15 protein-coding genes and 2 riboswitches are annotated in these 13,475 nt (G+C 39.4%); of the genes, 9 read left to right on the top strand and 6 right to left on the bottom strand.

Annotation, left to right across the window (positions count from 1 at the left end; genetic code table 11):
* Nucleotides 1–204: 204 nt before the first annotated feature.
* Nucleotides 205–474 (top strand): 30S ribosomal protein S14, encoded by a 270-nt coding sequence (rpsN, locus tag LIS78_RS15890; RefSeq protein WP_195782739.1) that lies wholly within the window; start codon nt 205–207, stop codon nt 472–474.
* A 29-nt stretch (nt 475–503) separates the two neighbouring features.
* Here rpsN and LIS78_RS15885 read toward each other — a convergent pair whose 3' ends face one another.
* Nucleotides 504–2,024, bottom strand: a complete 1,521-nt coding sequence (locus LIS78_RS15885; protein WP_209150069.1) for an N-acetylmuramoyl-L-alanine amidase family protein — start codon at nt 2,022–2,024, stop codon at nt 504–506.
* Nucleotides 2,025–2,583: 559 nt separating this feature from the next.
* Here LIS78_RS15885 and LIS78_RS15880 point away from each other — a divergent pair.
* Entirely contained in the window at nt 2,584–3,117 is a 534-nt protein-coding gene (locus tag LIS78_RS15880; RefSeq protein ID WP_013057733.1) for a GrpB family protein, read from the top strand.
* Nucleotides 3,118–3,152: 35 nt separating this feature from the next.
* Here LIS78_RS15880 and LIS78_RS15875 read toward each other — a convergent pair whose 3' ends face one another.
* From LIS78_RS15875 to LIS78_RS15860, 4 genes are all read right to left on the bottom strand, one after another.
* Nucleotides 3,153–3,833, bottom strand: coding sequence for a DUF4397 domain-containing protein (locus LIS78_RS15875; protein WP_209150068.1), 681 nt, complete (start codon nt 3,831–3,833; stop codon nt 3,153–3,155).
* A 115-nt stretch (nt 3,834–3,948) separates the two neighbouring features.
* Nucleotides 3,949–4,386, bottom strand: coding sequence for a hypothetical protein (locus tag LIS78_RS15870; RefSeq protein WP_252283987.1), 438 nt, complete (start codon nt 4,384–4,386; stop codon nt 3,949–3,951).
* Between the two features lie 92 nt (nt 4,387–4,478).
* On the bottom strand, nt 4,479–5,216 hold the full coding sequence (gene nfsA / locus LIS78_RS15865) for an oxygen-insensitive NADPH nitroreductase (protein ID WP_195782744.1): 738 nt from the start codon (nt 5,214–5,216) through the stop codon (nt 4,479–4,481).
* 29 nt (nt 5,217–5,245) lie between these two features.
* The gene (locus LIS78_RS15860) at nt 5,246–5,530 is read right to left on the bottom strand and encodes a putative quinol monooxygenase (protein WP_209150066.1); all 285 of its coding nucleotides are present in this window, start codon (nt 5,528–5,530) and stop codon (nt 5,246–5,248) included.
* 204 nt (nt 5,531–5,734) lie between these two features.
* Between LIS78_RS15860 and LIS78_RS15855 the strand changes: the two genes are divergently transcribed.
* On the top strand, nt 5,735–6,049 hold the full coding sequence (locus tag LIS78_RS15855; RefSeq protein ID WP_182004852.1) for an ArsR/SmtB family transcription factor: 315 nt from the start codon (nt 5,735–5,737) through the stop codon (nt 6,047–6,049).
* 19 nt (nt 6,050–6,068) lie between these two features.
* Here LIS78_RS15855 and LIS78_RS15850 read toward each other — a convergent pair whose 3' ends face one another.
* Nucleotides 6,069–6,404, bottom strand: a complete 336-nt coding sequence (locus LIS78_RS15850; RefSeq protein ID WP_209150065.1) for a CHY zinc finger protein — start codon at nt 6,402–6,404, stop codon at nt 6,069–6,071.
* A gap of 177 nt (nt 6,405–6,581) precedes the next feature.
* Here LIS78_RS15850 and murG point away from each other — a divergent pair, with 177 nt between their 5' ends.
* The 6 genes from murG (at nt 6,582) to kdpC (ending at nt 13,442) form a co-directional block, all read left to right on the top strand.
* Nucleotides 6,582–7,649: an undecaprenyldiphospho-muramoylpentapeptide beta-N-acetylglucosaminyltransferase gene (murG, locus tag LIS78_RS15845; RefSeq protein ID WP_209150064.1), complete on the top strand. Its 1,068-nt coding sequence runs from the start codon at nt 6,582–6,584 to the stop codon at nt 7,647–7,649.
* Nucleotides 7,650–8,107: 458 nt separating this feature from the next.
* Nucleotides 8,108–8,250, top strand: a riboswitch (cyclic di-AMP (ydaO/yuaA leader).
* A gap of 72 nt (nt 8,251–8,322) precedes the next feature.
* Entirely contained in the window at nt 8,323–8,460 is a 138-nt protein-coding gene (locus tag LIS78_RS15840) for a hypothetical protein (protein WP_195782748.1), read from the top strand.
* A 15-nt stretch (nt 8,461–8,475) separates the two neighbouring features.
* A riboswitch (cyclic di-AMP (ydaO/yuaA leader) is annotated at nt 8,476–8,616 on the top strand.
* A 382-nt stretch (nt 8,617–8,998) separates the two neighbouring features.
* Nucleotides 8,999–9,079, top strand: a complete 81-nt coding sequence (gene kdpF / locus LIS78_RS31600) for a K(+)-transporting ATPase subunit F (protein ID WP_063611563.1) — start codon at nt 8,999–9,001, stop codon at nt 9,077–9,079.
* Nucleotides 9,080–9,103: 24 nt separating this feature from the next.
* Complete coding sequence (gene kdpA, locus LIS78_RS15835; RefSeq protein WP_252285349.1) at nt 9,104–10,765, top strand: potassium-transporting ATPase subunit KdpA; 1,662 nt, start codon at nt 9,104–9,106, stop codon at nt 10,763–10,765.
* A 21-nt stretch (nt 10,766–10,786) separates the two neighbouring features.
* Nucleotides 10,787–12,862: a potassium-transporting ATPase subunit KdpB gene (gene kdpB / locus LIS78_RS15830; protein ID WP_252283986.1), complete on the top strand. Its 2,076-nt coding sequence runs from the start codon at nt 10,787–10,789 to the stop codon at nt 12,860–12,862.
* Between the two features lie 13 nt (nt 12,863–12,875).
* The gene (gene kdpC, locus LIS78_RS15825; protein ID WP_252283985.1) at nt 12,876–13,442 is read left to right on the top strand and encodes a potassium-transporting ATPase subunit KdpC; all 567 of its coding nucleotides are present in this window, start codon (nt 12,876–12,878) and stop codon (nt 13,440–13,442) included.
* Nucleotides 13,443–13,475: the final 33 nt, after the last annotated feature.

Here is a 13,475-nt window from a genome sequence, read left to right as displayed (position 1 = left end):
AGGAATTAATTACATTTGACATACAATTTTATTTATGTTTATGCAGCAGCTTGGGGTAGGCTGCATGTAAGCGTGGAAGCAAATAAGTTGAAAGAATGAAGAAAATATGATTAAATTTTAAAAGTAACTTGCTCAAAATAATTAAATCGTAATGATTACGTATTTCAAATAAAAAATTAATAAAACGAAAGGATGACAAAGAGTTTGGCTAAAAAATCAAAAGTTGTAAAAGAACAAAAGCGTCAAGAGATGGTAGCGAAGTATGCGCAATTACGCCAAGAGCTGAAGGAAAAAGGAGATTACGAAGCGTTAAAAAAATTGCCTAGAGATTCTTCACCGACGCGCTTAAATAGTCGCTGTCGCGTTACCGGTCGTCCGCGAGGCTATCTTAGAAAATTTGAAATGTCACGCATCGCTTTTAGGGAATTGGCCTACAAAGGACAAATTCCAGGTGTTAAAAAAGCAAGCTGGTAGTATAAAAGCCCTCATAATGAGGGCTTTTATTATTTATTAGCTGCAAAATATCGAGCAATTCCTTGGTAAATACCTGTAGATATTTGCTGCTGATACGCGTTAGAAGAAACAATTTGCTCATCGTGAGCATTTGATAAAAAGCCTAATTCAAGAAGTACAGCACGCTGGTTGTTTTCTCGAGTAACATAATAATCTCCAAAACGAACCCCCATATCCTTCATAGAAGGCGCGTTTTCAGCCATGCTTTCTTGAATGTATTTTGCTAATTCTTTATCTTTGGATTCACTGTAATAAAATGATGCGATGCCGTTTGCAGAAGATGAAGTAGAAGCGTTATAGTGAATGCTGATAAATGCATCTGCATGCTTTGCTTCACTAACATTCACCCGTCCGCTCAGTGAAATAAAAGTATCGTTTGAACGCGTCATAAATACATTTGCTCCAGCATTAGCTAAGCGGCTTGCAACAAGTTTTGCTGTTGTTAACGCTAGATTCTTCTCAATTGATGATCCTCCTGAAGTCCCAGGGTCATATCCGCCGTGCCCAGCGTCTACTACAATGATTTTATCTTTTAAAGAAGCAGATGGGGAAGGCGAACTAGCTGAAGTTGTAGAACCAGCCGCAGCTGTTAACCCTTTTGAGACCCATGCTGTTTGACTTGCAGAGTACTGAATTTGCACCCAGTCATTCGTTTCGCTTACTTTTTTGAATCTTTCACCTGCTTTTGCTACACGAATAATTCCCGCACTTAAGCTCGGCTGACTGCGCAAATTTGAAGCTTTTGTAATTTGAATCGACTGGGCTGGTTGTGAAGACTGTCCAGAATCAGCTTTTAAATACTGACTTGCCACCCAGCCTGTTTGACCCGATGCCGTTTTAATCTGAGACCAAGATCCGCTTTCTTTTAACACCGTTACTTTTGAATTGCGCGATAAGTTCGTTACGATGGACGCGCCTGTGCTTGCAGAAGAACGAACGTTTAATGAGCTAGCGTTAACGACCGCTGACTTGGATGACGTGGACCCAGAATCTTTAGCTGGCGCAGAAGAACCAGAGCCTGCTTGTAAGTACTGACTCGCTACCCAGCCTGTTTGACCCGATGCCGTTTTAATCTGAGACCAAGATCCGCTTTCTTTTAACACCGTTACTTTTGAATTACGCGGTAAGTTCGTTACGATGGACGCGCTTGTGCTTGCAGAAGAGCGAACGTTCAATGAACTGGCATTAACGACTGCTGACTTGGATGTCGAATTTGCCGTGGACGTACTGTTTGATTGCGTTTTGTTTATGTATTGAGATGAAATCCAAGCTTCTTTACCGTTATAGGTAATTTTAGCCCATCCTTTGCTTTCATCTACTATATCAACGGTGTTTCCCTTCGTTATTTTTCCAACGATGGCACCGCTTGTACTAGGCGTTGCACGTACATTTAACGATGTAGCAGTTACTTTGGCCGATTCAGCTGCATCTGCATCAATCGAATGCAAAAGCAATGAAGAGCTTAAAAGAACAGAAGAAACGGCTGTGTACATGACATGTTTTTTATTCATTTTTTCCTCCTTGCAAATTACAAATTTCAACATAAGTTTATTGGTATACAAAGCATATATCGGCAAATAGTCCAAAATTTTGAGTGAAATCTACTATTATCTCATAATACCGATATTATCCATCATACTATATGTCGAAATTCAATTGTATAATGAATTTGAACTATCTGCCATCCTTACCGATAAAATTTTACATTAATGTAAAATATAATTATGTTAAAGATGGAATTTAGAGATATTAAAGGCATTTAGTCCTTTGTTTATCGACATTTTGAGGACATGTTTTATACTAGAAAAAATGTAAAATAGTATAAAGCAGCCGGATGTGAATATGATAGAGGAGAGATAGCAGATAAAAGCGTATCTATCTTTTGGAGGAGGAAACATCCACAATTATGAAACATTTAGAATAAAAATAACAAAAATATATAAAATAATACAAAGCCTGTCTATATGCTGTAAAGCTCGTAGCATAAACTAAAAGTGAATAGTTAGAAAATTCTTTCTTTTTACTTTGAAACATGGTACAGTATAAAAAAGTGAAAGGGTGGAAACTGATATGCGAAAGATTGTTCAGTATGAAACAAAGTGGTCGCTTTTGTATCAAATGGAAAAAGAAGCGTTGCTTAATACACTAAAAGATTTTTCAGTAGACATCGAACATATTGGAAGCACGTCCGTTCCAGGATTGGCAGGTTCGCCAATCGTTGATATTTTAATCGGAGTCAAACGCGAAGAAGACATAAATGAAGTGCGCGCTATATTAAAAAATAAATCTCACGTATATGTAGCAGAAAAAGAGATGTTTGTCTTATTAAAAGAAGGCGTTCCAGCTGCACACTACCCTCCAATTATGACAGCTAAAAATGCCCGTAGGCTCATTCCACATGATGCCAGAAGAAGTCATGTATACGTAACGGTCAGTGAATCACCTTACTGGAATGAACGAATTAATTTCAGGGAGCAGTTACGCTCGAGCGAACGTGCTAGAAAAAAATATGAAGGTATGAAATACGAGCTTTCAAAACGACTGTGGAACGATATTTCTACCTATGAGTACAAAAAAGAGGAATTCATTCAGCGCAGTCTATAAAAAACGTCATTTCAATTGAAATGACGTTTTTTTAATTAATTATCTTGTAAAACAATGGTCTCAAGCTTGTCAGCAGTATTTACTGCGAGAACCGTATAGTTTTTACCGCTTTGAAGATTTGTTCCAGGAAGACTTAGTATTTCTTTTCCATCTGCTGTGGAAACAGATAGATCATACGAACCCGGATTTACTATTTGATAACCTGAAATGCTTTTAAAAGACAGATCTTTAAATAAAGGAGCAGCACCTTTAGGACCTACGTTTACCGCAGGAGCATCAGGAGATAAATGAGCAACACGTAAGCTTGCCTTTCCATCCATTCCTTGCTTATTATTCGTGAAAGCCTGTAGTTCAAGATTTTCTGCTTTATTTACAGCGGCTACTGTATACGATTTTCCACCGTCTACAACAAGGGTAGCTTCGATGATGGAATCTTTTGTTCCTTTTGTCTTCGCTTCGTATACTTCTACTTTATGAGAGCCAGCTGACAAAGGCAGGGAGTTGGAGACATCTTTAAACTTTGCTCCTTCTACTAAAGCTTTGTCATCCACAAAAATGTCTACAGCCGGAGCATCCGGTGAAGCATGAACGATGCGAACTTCTGCATTTTGAGCTGTTCGCTCATCTGCAGCAGGAGGTGTTTCAGCAGCAAATACTAACATGCGGCTAAGGGCCAAGAATGCAATCACTGCTACCATTACGAATAGTCGTTTCATCAAGTATCACTCCTTTTTTAGTATACACAGCTTTATGTAAAGAGAAGGACTGTGCAGTTGTTAGCGTATACTAAATAAAATCAACTATTCGTTTGTTTGTTAACTTTTGACGTGTTTACTGAGATTTCTGACGAAAAAATCGAAGAATAGCCAAAATATTGTACAGAGCTGTTAAGAGCCATGTCAATAAAAAGCCTAGGCCAAGCCCAATATTGGCATCTATATACGTATGCGTGAAGTCATCATATACGACGTAGCCAAGAGGAGCAATCGACAGTAAAAATAGAAGAAAAAACAAAAGCGTTTTCCATCTGTTTAAAGTGAAGGTTAAATAAAAGAAAAGTAAAGCGGCGAACAATAGAAGACCGTCTCGAATAGCCCAAGGTAAAACGCCGATATGTGGATTAGCGAGAAGAAAAGTCGGGACAATTGAAAGGAGGAAAAGGAGAGACAGCAAAGTCACGAGAAGGGCGTGCTTTTTTGTAAAAGCCGGTACCAATAAAAACGCTGCGGTTGCACCTAAAAGAAAATTACAAATTAAAATAAACTCCATACAAACACCTCATTTATTGAGTATTACTTTTAGTCTATTCAGCACGCTGTTAAATTAGATAAAAAAGCTGCGATGTTCATCGCAGCTTTTGGTTATTCGAATTTAAATCCTTGTTTTTCAAGCATCGCTCGAACTTCTGGATAATAAATGGTTTTATAAATAGCTGATACAGTTTGTGACCAGTTGCGGTCATCAGCACCGTTTGTTCTCTTTTTCATATACTCTGCCATTTCAGCATCATAGTCTTGAATCAATGACTTTAAGTCGTGATTATAGCTTTCACGATGGTGCACAGCAGCTTGTGGCAATCGAGGCTTTTTCGCAGAATGATCTGCCGGATGTCCAACCACAAGGCCGCTTACTGGGAATACGTATTCCGGTAAATCTAGCAGTTCAATGACTTCTAGCGGCTTTCTGCGAATTCCTCCGATTGGGACTGTACCTAAACCGAGTGATTCTGCTGCAACTGTTGCGGCTTCTAAAGAAATTCCAGCATCGGTTGCCCCGACTAAAATTGATTCAAGCCCATCGGTTACGCCAAGAGGGGCATCGTTAAGTTCAGCTGCAATCTTAGCACGATTAAAATCTGCACAAAAGATTAAAAATAGAGGAGCTTGGTCAATCCACGCTTGGTTGCCGGCAAGCTCTGAAAGTTTTTTCTTCTTTTCTTTATCTTGGACGCTAATAATAGTCACTTGCTGTCCATTAATAGAAGAAGCGGCTGACTGAGCAGATTGAATAATAGTATCTAAATGCTCGTCGCTTACCGTTTCGTCTGTATACTGACGGATAGAACGATGATCTTGAATTGTACGAATTGCTTCATTCATGATGCGTCATCCTTTCAACGAAGTTTTTATTAACCTTGTAATGTTTTTACATCTAAAGGTGCTACAAGTACTCCAGTTTGAGCAAATGCTACAAAGCTTTGGAAGTGAGCTGATTTATTGTGTGCTTGAATTGCTTCTTCGCTTTTCCACTCTTCAATCATCATAAATGTGTTAGGTGTAAAAGCATCTTCAAATAGCTGATAGTTGCTGTTTCCTTCTTCTTGTAAAGAATGCTTAATAAGTTCTTGTACGTTTTCTAAAAATTCTTCTCTTTTTTCTGGATTAACTTTCATTGAAGCTTGTAAATGAATCATTGATGATTCCTCCTTTAATAATGATGGTGCTTTATATTATTTGTTTTGTTTTTGATCTTTCATTCAATTTATCATTAAAATGAAGATAAGTTCGAATATCATCGAACAATGAAACTATAACACCGATTAAATAACAGTGCAAGGAATTTAGTTCGAAAGTTATCGAACATTGATACACAAAAGAAGCTATGTTATATTTTAAGCATGAGAAAACCTTATCAACCACCGAAATCTGAAATTAAATTAACGCCTATTTTACACGCGTTGAGTGATCCTAACCGGCTGCGAATTGTACAGTGTTTAGCGACAAGAAAGGAGCAGACCTGTTCGTATTATCAAAAATTAAATGTGTCAAAATCAACGCTATCACATCATATTAAAGTACTTCGCGAAGCTGGAATTATCAAACTACGTATAGAAGGTACGCAGCACTATTATTCCCTGCGTTTAGAAGAGCTTGAGGAATTATTTCCAGGGCTGATTCCTTCCATTATAAATATAGATGAGCAGTTATTTTAAAAGCTGAACGATGTGTCGTTCAGCTTTTTTGTTCAAAATAAATGTGTCCATGCAGGCTGCATCCGGGATTAAAGGAAGAACGGCAGTGAGGGCAAGTCGAGTTACAGGCCAAATATTCATTAATTGATAGCTCATGTTTGCATACTCCGCAAAGAATAGCTTTTTCATTAAACATAGCTTTTGGCCACCTTTTAATGTCGTGATCAGCATGTCCGTTATGACATTGATAGCATGGATAATATGTATTACAGCAATAAAATTTTATTGCAATAATATCTTTATCAGTATGATAGTGCGTGCAGCGCGTTTCTGAATCTACTGTATCACCTTTTACCGCAGGTACAGGTTTGTTCATTACAATCACTCCTTACGAAAAGTATAGCATGCTTTTATACGCCTTATCATACATATGTAAAAAGAAAAATGCTATAATAAAACCATCGTTTTACATGTCAGATTGCATGCTAAAAAGATCAGATAAAAATTGATGTCAAAACAGATCGATTAAGTGAAGTAAAGAGAGGAAGAAAAAATGAGTAAGCAAGTTATCGTTTTTACCGGAGGCGGAACAGCTGGACACGTAACACCAAACATTGCCATTATGAAAGAATTAGACAGTGAAAAATGGGATATCCATTATGTCGGTTCTCACAATGGTATTGAGAAAGAATTAATTACAAAATTAAACGTTTCATATCATGCGATTTCAAGCGGGAAGCTGCGTCGCTACGTAGATATGGAAAATGTAAAAGATGTATTTCGAGTAGCAAAAGGAGTTGGCGATGCACGTCGCGTGCTGAAAAAGTTAAAGCCTTCTCTTGTGTTTTCAAAAGGCGGTTTTGTCACAGTTCCTGTTGTAATGGCTGCTAAATCGCTAAACATTCCCGTGTTCATTCATGAAAGTGATTTAACACCGGGACTGGCAAATAAAATTGCGCAGAAATTTGCCACTAAAATTTTCACTTCTTTTGATGAAGCTGCAAACTATTTTCCAAAAGAAAAAGTGCAGGTTGTTGGTTCACCTATTCGAAAAGAGCTATTTAGCGGAAGCGCAGCGAACGGGGAAAGCTGGCTTCGCTTTTATGATAAGCGCCCAATTTTAACCATTATGGGCGGAAGTTTAGGAGCACGCCGCATCAACGAAATTGTTCGAGAGTCTTTGCCTGAACTGCAAAAGAAATTTCAAATTGTACACCTATGCGGAAAAGGCAATGTTGATACAAGCCTTGAAAAAGAGCCGGGCTACCGTCAGTTAGAATATGTAAATGAACAGCTTCCAGATGTTCTAGCGGCGACTGATTATGTGATTACACGCGGCGGATCAAATGCCATCTTTGAGTTTTTAGCCCTTCATAAACCGATGATGATTATTCCTTTATCAAAAGCACAAAGTCGAGGAGACCAAATTTTAAATGCACAGTCCTTTAAGAAAAAAGGCTACTGTATGGTTGTGGAAGAAGAACAGTTAACAAAAGAATTGTTTTTGCGTGAAGTAAATGAGCTTCAGCAGCAGGCAAGTACGATGAAGCGTACAATGCGTGAAGCAACAAAAACGGATGCCATTTCAATTCTTGTAAATGAAATTGAGAAAATGATCTAAAAAAAGAGGCTGGGACAAACGTATTTTAGCCGAAGTGAAAAACGAACCATTGATCAACATGTTTGATTGGTGGTTCGTTTTTTTTGTTAGAGTGAACGTAGGTTTCACCTGTTCAGATCCTTCTAGCAGTTGATTGGAGGGCAAGAAGAAGACTCCTGCGGGAAAAGCGGCAGGGATGAGACCCCGCAGGAGCGCAAGCGACGAGGAGGCTCAGCGGCCGCCCGCGGAAAGCGAAGTCTTGCATGAAAATCAACTGCAGCGTCACAAGCGGTTCAGCTCATGTATCTCATTTGTTCGTCTTTAGATGGGATACATTTAGTTATATTACAACCTTTTTTTCTTCGAATCTATTATTTTAAAATAATGAATACACATAAAAAAATAAAGCTTTTAAAATTTCAAAAAATGTTGTTGACAGTAAATTTTAACAGGAGTAAGATTACTCTCATGAAACGTTCCACAGTGAAACGCTGAGTCTTTCCTGAAAGAGAGGGAAAGAGCGGAGGACCCAATTATTAGGGGTGAATCTCATAATTGAGTAGGGTTACTTTCTTGACCCGAACCCGTCAGCTAACTTCGTAAGCGTTAAGAGAGAGGATGGTGTAATCGTGGCCGTTTTCTATAATAGCGGATAGCGCGTTCCTTTCAAAATATAGGCGAAAGGAGCGTCAACATGCATTTACCTAAGCAAATGATTCAAATGATTGAATATCGAGCAATATGCGATCAGCAATCTTTTGATCTAGCAAACCGCTATTTGTCTACGTTAGCTAATCAAAGTTTTAAACGCAGCAGTAAAAAACATAATTAAGTCTAAAAATTAAATAACAAATATACGCTTAATCAATTATGAGCGGGGGACCCAATATTTTGTACGTATGTACTAGGGGTGAATCTCTTAACTGAGTAGGGTTACTTCCATAACCCGAATCCGACAGCTAACTCCGTAAGCGTTTTGGGAGTAAAAAAATTCGTGTCGATCACGGCTTATTTGTCGTGCATTAAACCGCGGAAGAGGACTCTCTTCTGCGGTTTTTTTAATGGGGAAAATAGGAGAGCAGGTTATGTCTGCACCTTGAAGAGGATATAGTAGGGCTTTTAAAAGGAGATCAACAATACGTGAGGATTAAACAATCAAAGATAACCTTTCGCAGCTAGCTCACTTGGACGTGATGCTTTACGCACAGAAACAGTCACTAAACTTAGACTATCATTGGTGGTAAGAAACAGTTAGGAGGGAGCAACTTGGATATGATCATGCTTGGAACGCTTGCTCTATTAACAGCTGCTATGTACGGAATTATTTGCTGGTCGTCTCATGTAGTAGACGAAAGAGAGGAGAAGTGAACATGTCGTTCATTTTGTTAGGTATTTCAGTTCTCGTTTTAATTTATTTAGTATATGTATTGTTAAATCCAGAACAATTTTAATAAGCGGAGGAATAAAACGTGGGGATTTTTCTACTATCAGTTGCGCTGCTGCTTGTTTTTGTAGCGCTTATTGCAAAGCCCGTAGGCATTTATATAGCGAATGTGTTTTCAAACGATAAAAACACTAGCTTGGTAGGAAAGATAGAAACGGTGATGTTTAAAGCGGCAGGAATTAAAGGGCATAATCAGACGTGGAAGCAATATGCACTTGCTCTCGTTTTGGCGAACACGTTTATGATTTTTGTGGTATATCTTATCTTCCGGTTTCAAGGGGTACTGCCGCTTAACCCAAGCCACATTAAAGGAATGGATCCGGCCCTTGCTTTTAACACGGCCATTAGTTTTATGACAAATACGAACTTGCAGCACTACAGCGGTGAATCAGGTTTGTCCTATTTCTCGCAGATGGCCGCCGTTGTATTTATGATGTTTGCTGCACCAGCAACAGCACTTGCAGTAGCAAACGCTTTTATTCGAGGGCTAGCAGGAAAGGAAATGGGAAACTTTTTTGTTGATTTTGTAAAATCAATTACGCGTATTTTACTTCCTATCGCTTTTATAACAGGCATTTTATTTGCGTTTTTAGGTGTCCCTCAAACGCTAAGCGGGACTGTGACTGCCCATACATTAGAAGGGGCATCACAGCAAATAGCAAGGGGGCCAGTTGCTTCTTTTCTTTCAATTAAAGAGCTAGGTAACAATGGAGGGGGATTTTTTGGTGTCAATTCAGCTCATCCATTTGAAAATCCTAATGCGTGGAGCAATGTATTACAAATCGTCCTTATGCTTTTATTGCCAACAGCGCTTCCTTTTACGTACGGAAAAATGATCGGACAGCGTAAACAAGGTCGCATCTTGTTTATATCGATGAGTATGCTGTTTATTGTTATCTTAAGTACAGCGTTTGTAACAGAGTGGGGCGGCAACCCTAGACTTGATGCTTTTCATTTAAATGAAGTGAGCGGTTATATGGAAGGGAAAGAAGTTCGTTTTGGTGTCGGCATGTCAACTCTGTACGCCATCGTGACGACAGCGAGTGAAACAGGCGCAGTCAATGCCATGCACGATACCCTTACGCCTCTTACCGGGTTATTAACGCTTGGAAATATGATGTTAAATACCGTATTTGGCGGGGTCGGAGCAGGATTTATGAATGTCATGATGTATGTCATCATCGCCGTATTTTTATCTGGTTTAATGGTTGGAAGAACGCCTGAATACGTAGGTAAAAAAATTGAAGGAAAAGAAATGAAACTCATTGCCGTGACGCTTATCCTGCAGCCGCTGCTAATTTTAGGAGGAACAGCCGTAGCGCTCACTACTCATTTAGGAATGGAAGGTATATCAAATCCAGGCTTTCACGGGTTAAGTCAGGCACTGTATGAATTTACGTCGTCAGCAGCAAATAATGGATCCGGTTTTGAAGGACTCGGTGACGCAACTCCGTTTTGGAATATGTCTACGGGAATTGTTATGTATATTGGACGCTACTTCGGACTAATTACGATGCTGGCGGTATCGAGCTCACTAGCATCTAAGCAGCTTGTTCCTGAAACACCTGGGACATTTAAAACGGATACGTCTTTATTTAGCGGCATTTTAATTGGAACTACCGTTATTATAGGGGCACTTACGTTTTTCCCAGTGCTTGTACTTGGGCCGGTTGCTGAGTATTTGACACTGTAATCAAGAAAGCGGAGGATTATAATGAATAAACGGAATTTTACAAATAATCTTGAATTGGATCGTAACAGCCACATTCAAGGTTCTGTAGATAAACAAACTTCATCGATTTTTATTCAATCAGTAAAGCAGGCTTTTATCAAGCTAAGCCCAAGAACGATGATAAAAAACCCTATCATGTTCGTAGTAGAAATCGGGTTTGTTATTACGCTTTTTTTAGCTATTATTCCAGATCTTTTCGGCGAAAGTACAGTAAGCGCAGGCTTTAATATTGCCGTATCCCTCGTGTTATTTTTTACAATTGTTTTTGCTAATTTTGCAGAAGCATTAGCAGAAGGACGTGGAAAAGCACAGGCAAACTCGTTAAAGCAATCTAAAGGTGATATTACAGCTAATAAACTTCAAAACGGGCAGATGATACAAGTTTCGGCATCGCAACTAAAAAAGGGGGATATCGTCGTCGTTTCACAAGGCGAAATGATTCCTGGAGATGGAGAAATCATTAAAGGACTGGCATCTGTTGATGAATCGGCCATTACCGGTGAATCGGCACCTGTTATGAAAGAAGCAGGCGGGGATTTTAACTCTGTAACTGGAGGTACAAGAGTTGTCAGCGATGAAATTACAATCAAAATTACGTGTGAGCAAGGTGAATCGTTTTTAGATAAAATGATTTTGCTTGTTGAAGGAGCAGAGCGTCAAAAAACGCCAAATGAAATTGCGCTAAATACGGTTTTAACAAGTCTGACGATTATTTTCTTACTAGTTGTTGTGACGCTTCCTGTATTTACAAACTACTTACATTTTCAACTCGACACGGCTATTTTAATTTCACTGCTCGTCTGTCTCATTCCTACGACAATTGGAGGATTATTATCGGCCATTGGAATTGCTGGGATGGACCGAGTCACGCAGTTTAACGTGATTGCTATGTCAGGAAAAGCAGTAGAAGCAGCTGGTGACATCAACACAATTATTTTAGATAAAACCGGCACCATTACGTTTGGAAACCGAATGGCTCATCAATTAACGACTGTAGAAGGCATAGACGAACGTGAACTTTACAAATGGGCGTTTTTTTCTTCTCTTTATGACGAAACACCAGAAGGGCGCTCAGTTGTTGATTTTATTCAAACTCGCATCGGAGTGGATGATCTTAGAAAAACCGAAGGAACGTTTGTTGAATTCAAAGCTGAAACGCGAATGAGCGGCATTGACTTACAGGATGTATCTGTACGAAAAGGGGCAGTGGACGCCGTCACGACATGGGTAGAGTCAAATGGGGGGAAGGTTCCCTCTGATTTACAGCAAAAAGCAAACGAAATTGCAGGAGCTGGTGGCACGCCGCTTGCCGTCGCCGCTGATGATAAAATTTATGGCTTGATTTATTTAAAAGACACGGTAAAACCAGGAATGAAAGAACGCTTTGATGAACTTCGTAAAATGGGCATTAAAACAGTTATGTGTACAGGAGATAATCCGCTAACCGCAGCAACCATTGCAAAAGAAGCTGGAGTAGATGAATTTATTGCGGAATGCAAGCCAGAAGACAAGATTCAAGTGATTAAATACGAACAGCAGCAAGGAAAGCTAGTTGCCATGACAGGTGACGGAACAAACGATGCCCCTGCACTTGCTCAAGCTGATGTTGGCTTAGCAATGAACAGCGGAACCTCAGCTGCTAAAGAAGCAGCAAATATGGTGGACTTAGATTCTGATCCCACTAAAATCATTGAAGTCGTTTCAATTGGAAAACAGCTATTAATGACAAGGGGTGCCTTAACTACATTCAGTATCGCAAACGATATTGCTAAATATTTCGCTATTATTCCAGCGATGTTTACCTTGGCGATTCCGCAAATGGAGGCTCTTAACGTAATGAAGCTGAATTCACCTCTATCTGCCGTATTGTCAGCGCTTATTTTTAATGCGGTAATTATCCCGCTGTTAATTCCCTTAGCCATGAAGGGAATTGCGTATAAGCCGATGAGTTCTAACGCCCTGCTGCGAAAAAATTTGTTCATTTACGGGTTAGGTGGGGTGTTGGTTCCATTCATTGGGATTAAAGCGATTGACTTTATACTTTCATTTGTAATGTAGAGGAGAAGAAACGATGATACAAACAGAACGAACGGGAAGCATAATTGTTCGCTTAACAATTATGATGATAATTCTTTGTGGTCTTATTTATCCTGTTGTGATGACAGGCATTGCTCAGATGACTATTCCAAGTAAAGCAAATGGCAGCTTAATCTATTCAAACAAGCATCAAGTTATCGGTTCTAAGCTGATTGGGCAGCAGTTTACAAGCAATGCATTTTTTCATGGCAGAGTCTCTAGTATTGATTATAACGGGGCAGGGTCTGGCTCGTTGAATTTAGCACCTTCAAATAAAGATCTTACGGACCATATCGAGAAATCAGTAGCGGCGTGGAAAAAAGAAAATGAGGTACCAAAAGGCGGAATTCCAATTGATGCCGTCACAAATTCGGCTTCTGGACTCGACCCGGATATTACTCCACAAGCTGCATATGCACAAGTAGAGCGCATAGCAAAAGCAGCGCACATTAACACCAACACGCTAAAAGAGCTGATCAAAGAACATACTCAGCAAGGAGCTTTTGGTGAAAAACGGGTAAATGTAGTAGAGCTAAATTTAGCTGTTCAACAAGAACGCTAATTACATGCACTCGCTTCGCGTACTGAAGCGAGT

Source organism: Priestia megaterium (assembly GCF_023824195.1).
Taxonomy (GTDB): domain Bacteria; phylum Bacillota; class Bacilli; order Bacillales; family Bacillaceae_H; genus Priestia; species Priestia megaterium_D.
The sequence above is the reverse complement of the archived record's forward strand: the minus strand, read 5'-3'. Positions and strand labels throughout refer to the sequence as shown.

What these genes read in the sequence shown, in the direction of transcription:
- LIS78_RS15860 (WP_209150066.1), bottom strand. Translation starts at nt 5,530, where the DNA reads ATGATTCATTTACAAGCTTCAATGAAAGTTAATCCAGAAAAAAGAGAA.
- kdpC (WP_252283985.1), top strand. Translation starts at nt 12,876, where the DNA reads ATGATACAAACAGAACGAACGGGAAGCATAATTGTTCGCTTAACAATT.
- LIS78_RS15840 (WP_195782748.1), top strand. Translation starts at nt 8,323, where the DNA reads ATGCATTTACCTAAGCAAATGATTCAAATGATTGAATATCGAGCAATA.
- LIS78_RS15885 (WP_209150069.1), bottom strand. Translation starts at nt 2,024, where the DNA reads ATGAATAAAAAACATGTCATGTACACAGCCGTTTCTTCTGTTCTTTTA.
- kdpB (WP_252283986.1), top strand. Translation starts at nt 10,787, where the DNA reads ATGAATAAACGGAATTTTACAAATAATCTTGAATTGGATCGTAACAGC.
- LIS78_RS15870 (WP_252283987.1), bottom strand. Translation starts at nt 4,386, where the DNA reads ATGGAGTTTATTTTAATTTGTAATTTTCTTTTAGGTGCAACCGCAGCG.
- murG (WP_209150064.1), top strand. Translation starts at nt 6,582, where the DNA reads ATGAGTAAGCAAGTTATCGTTTTTACCGGAGGCGGAACAGCTGGACAC.
- LIS78_RS15850 (WP_209150065.1), bottom strand. Translation starts at nt 6,404, where the DNA reads ATGAACAAACCTGTACCTGCGGTAAAAGGTGATACAGTAGATTCAGAA.
- LIS78_RS15855 (WP_182004852.1), top strand. Translation starts at nt 5,735, where the DNA reads ATGAGAAAACCTTATCAACCACCGAAATCTGAAATTAAATTAACGCCT.
- LIS78_RS15880 (WP_013057733.1), top strand. Translation starts at nt 2,584, where the DNA reads ATGCGAAAGATTGTTCAGTATGAAACAAAGTGGTCGCTTTTGTATCAA.
- LIS78_RS15875 (WP_209150068.1), bottom strand. Translation starts at nt 3,833, where the DNA reads ATGAAACGACTATTCGTAATGGTAGCAGTGATTGCATTCTTGGCCCTT.
- kdpF (WP_063611563.1), top strand. Translation starts at nt 8,999, where the DNA reads ATGTCGTTCATTTTGTTAGGTATTTCAGTTCTCGTTTTAATTTATTTA.
- nfsA (WP_195782744.1), bottom strand. Translation starts at nt 5,216, where the DNA reads ATGAATGAAGCAATTCGTACAATTCAAGATCATCGTTCTATCCGTCAG.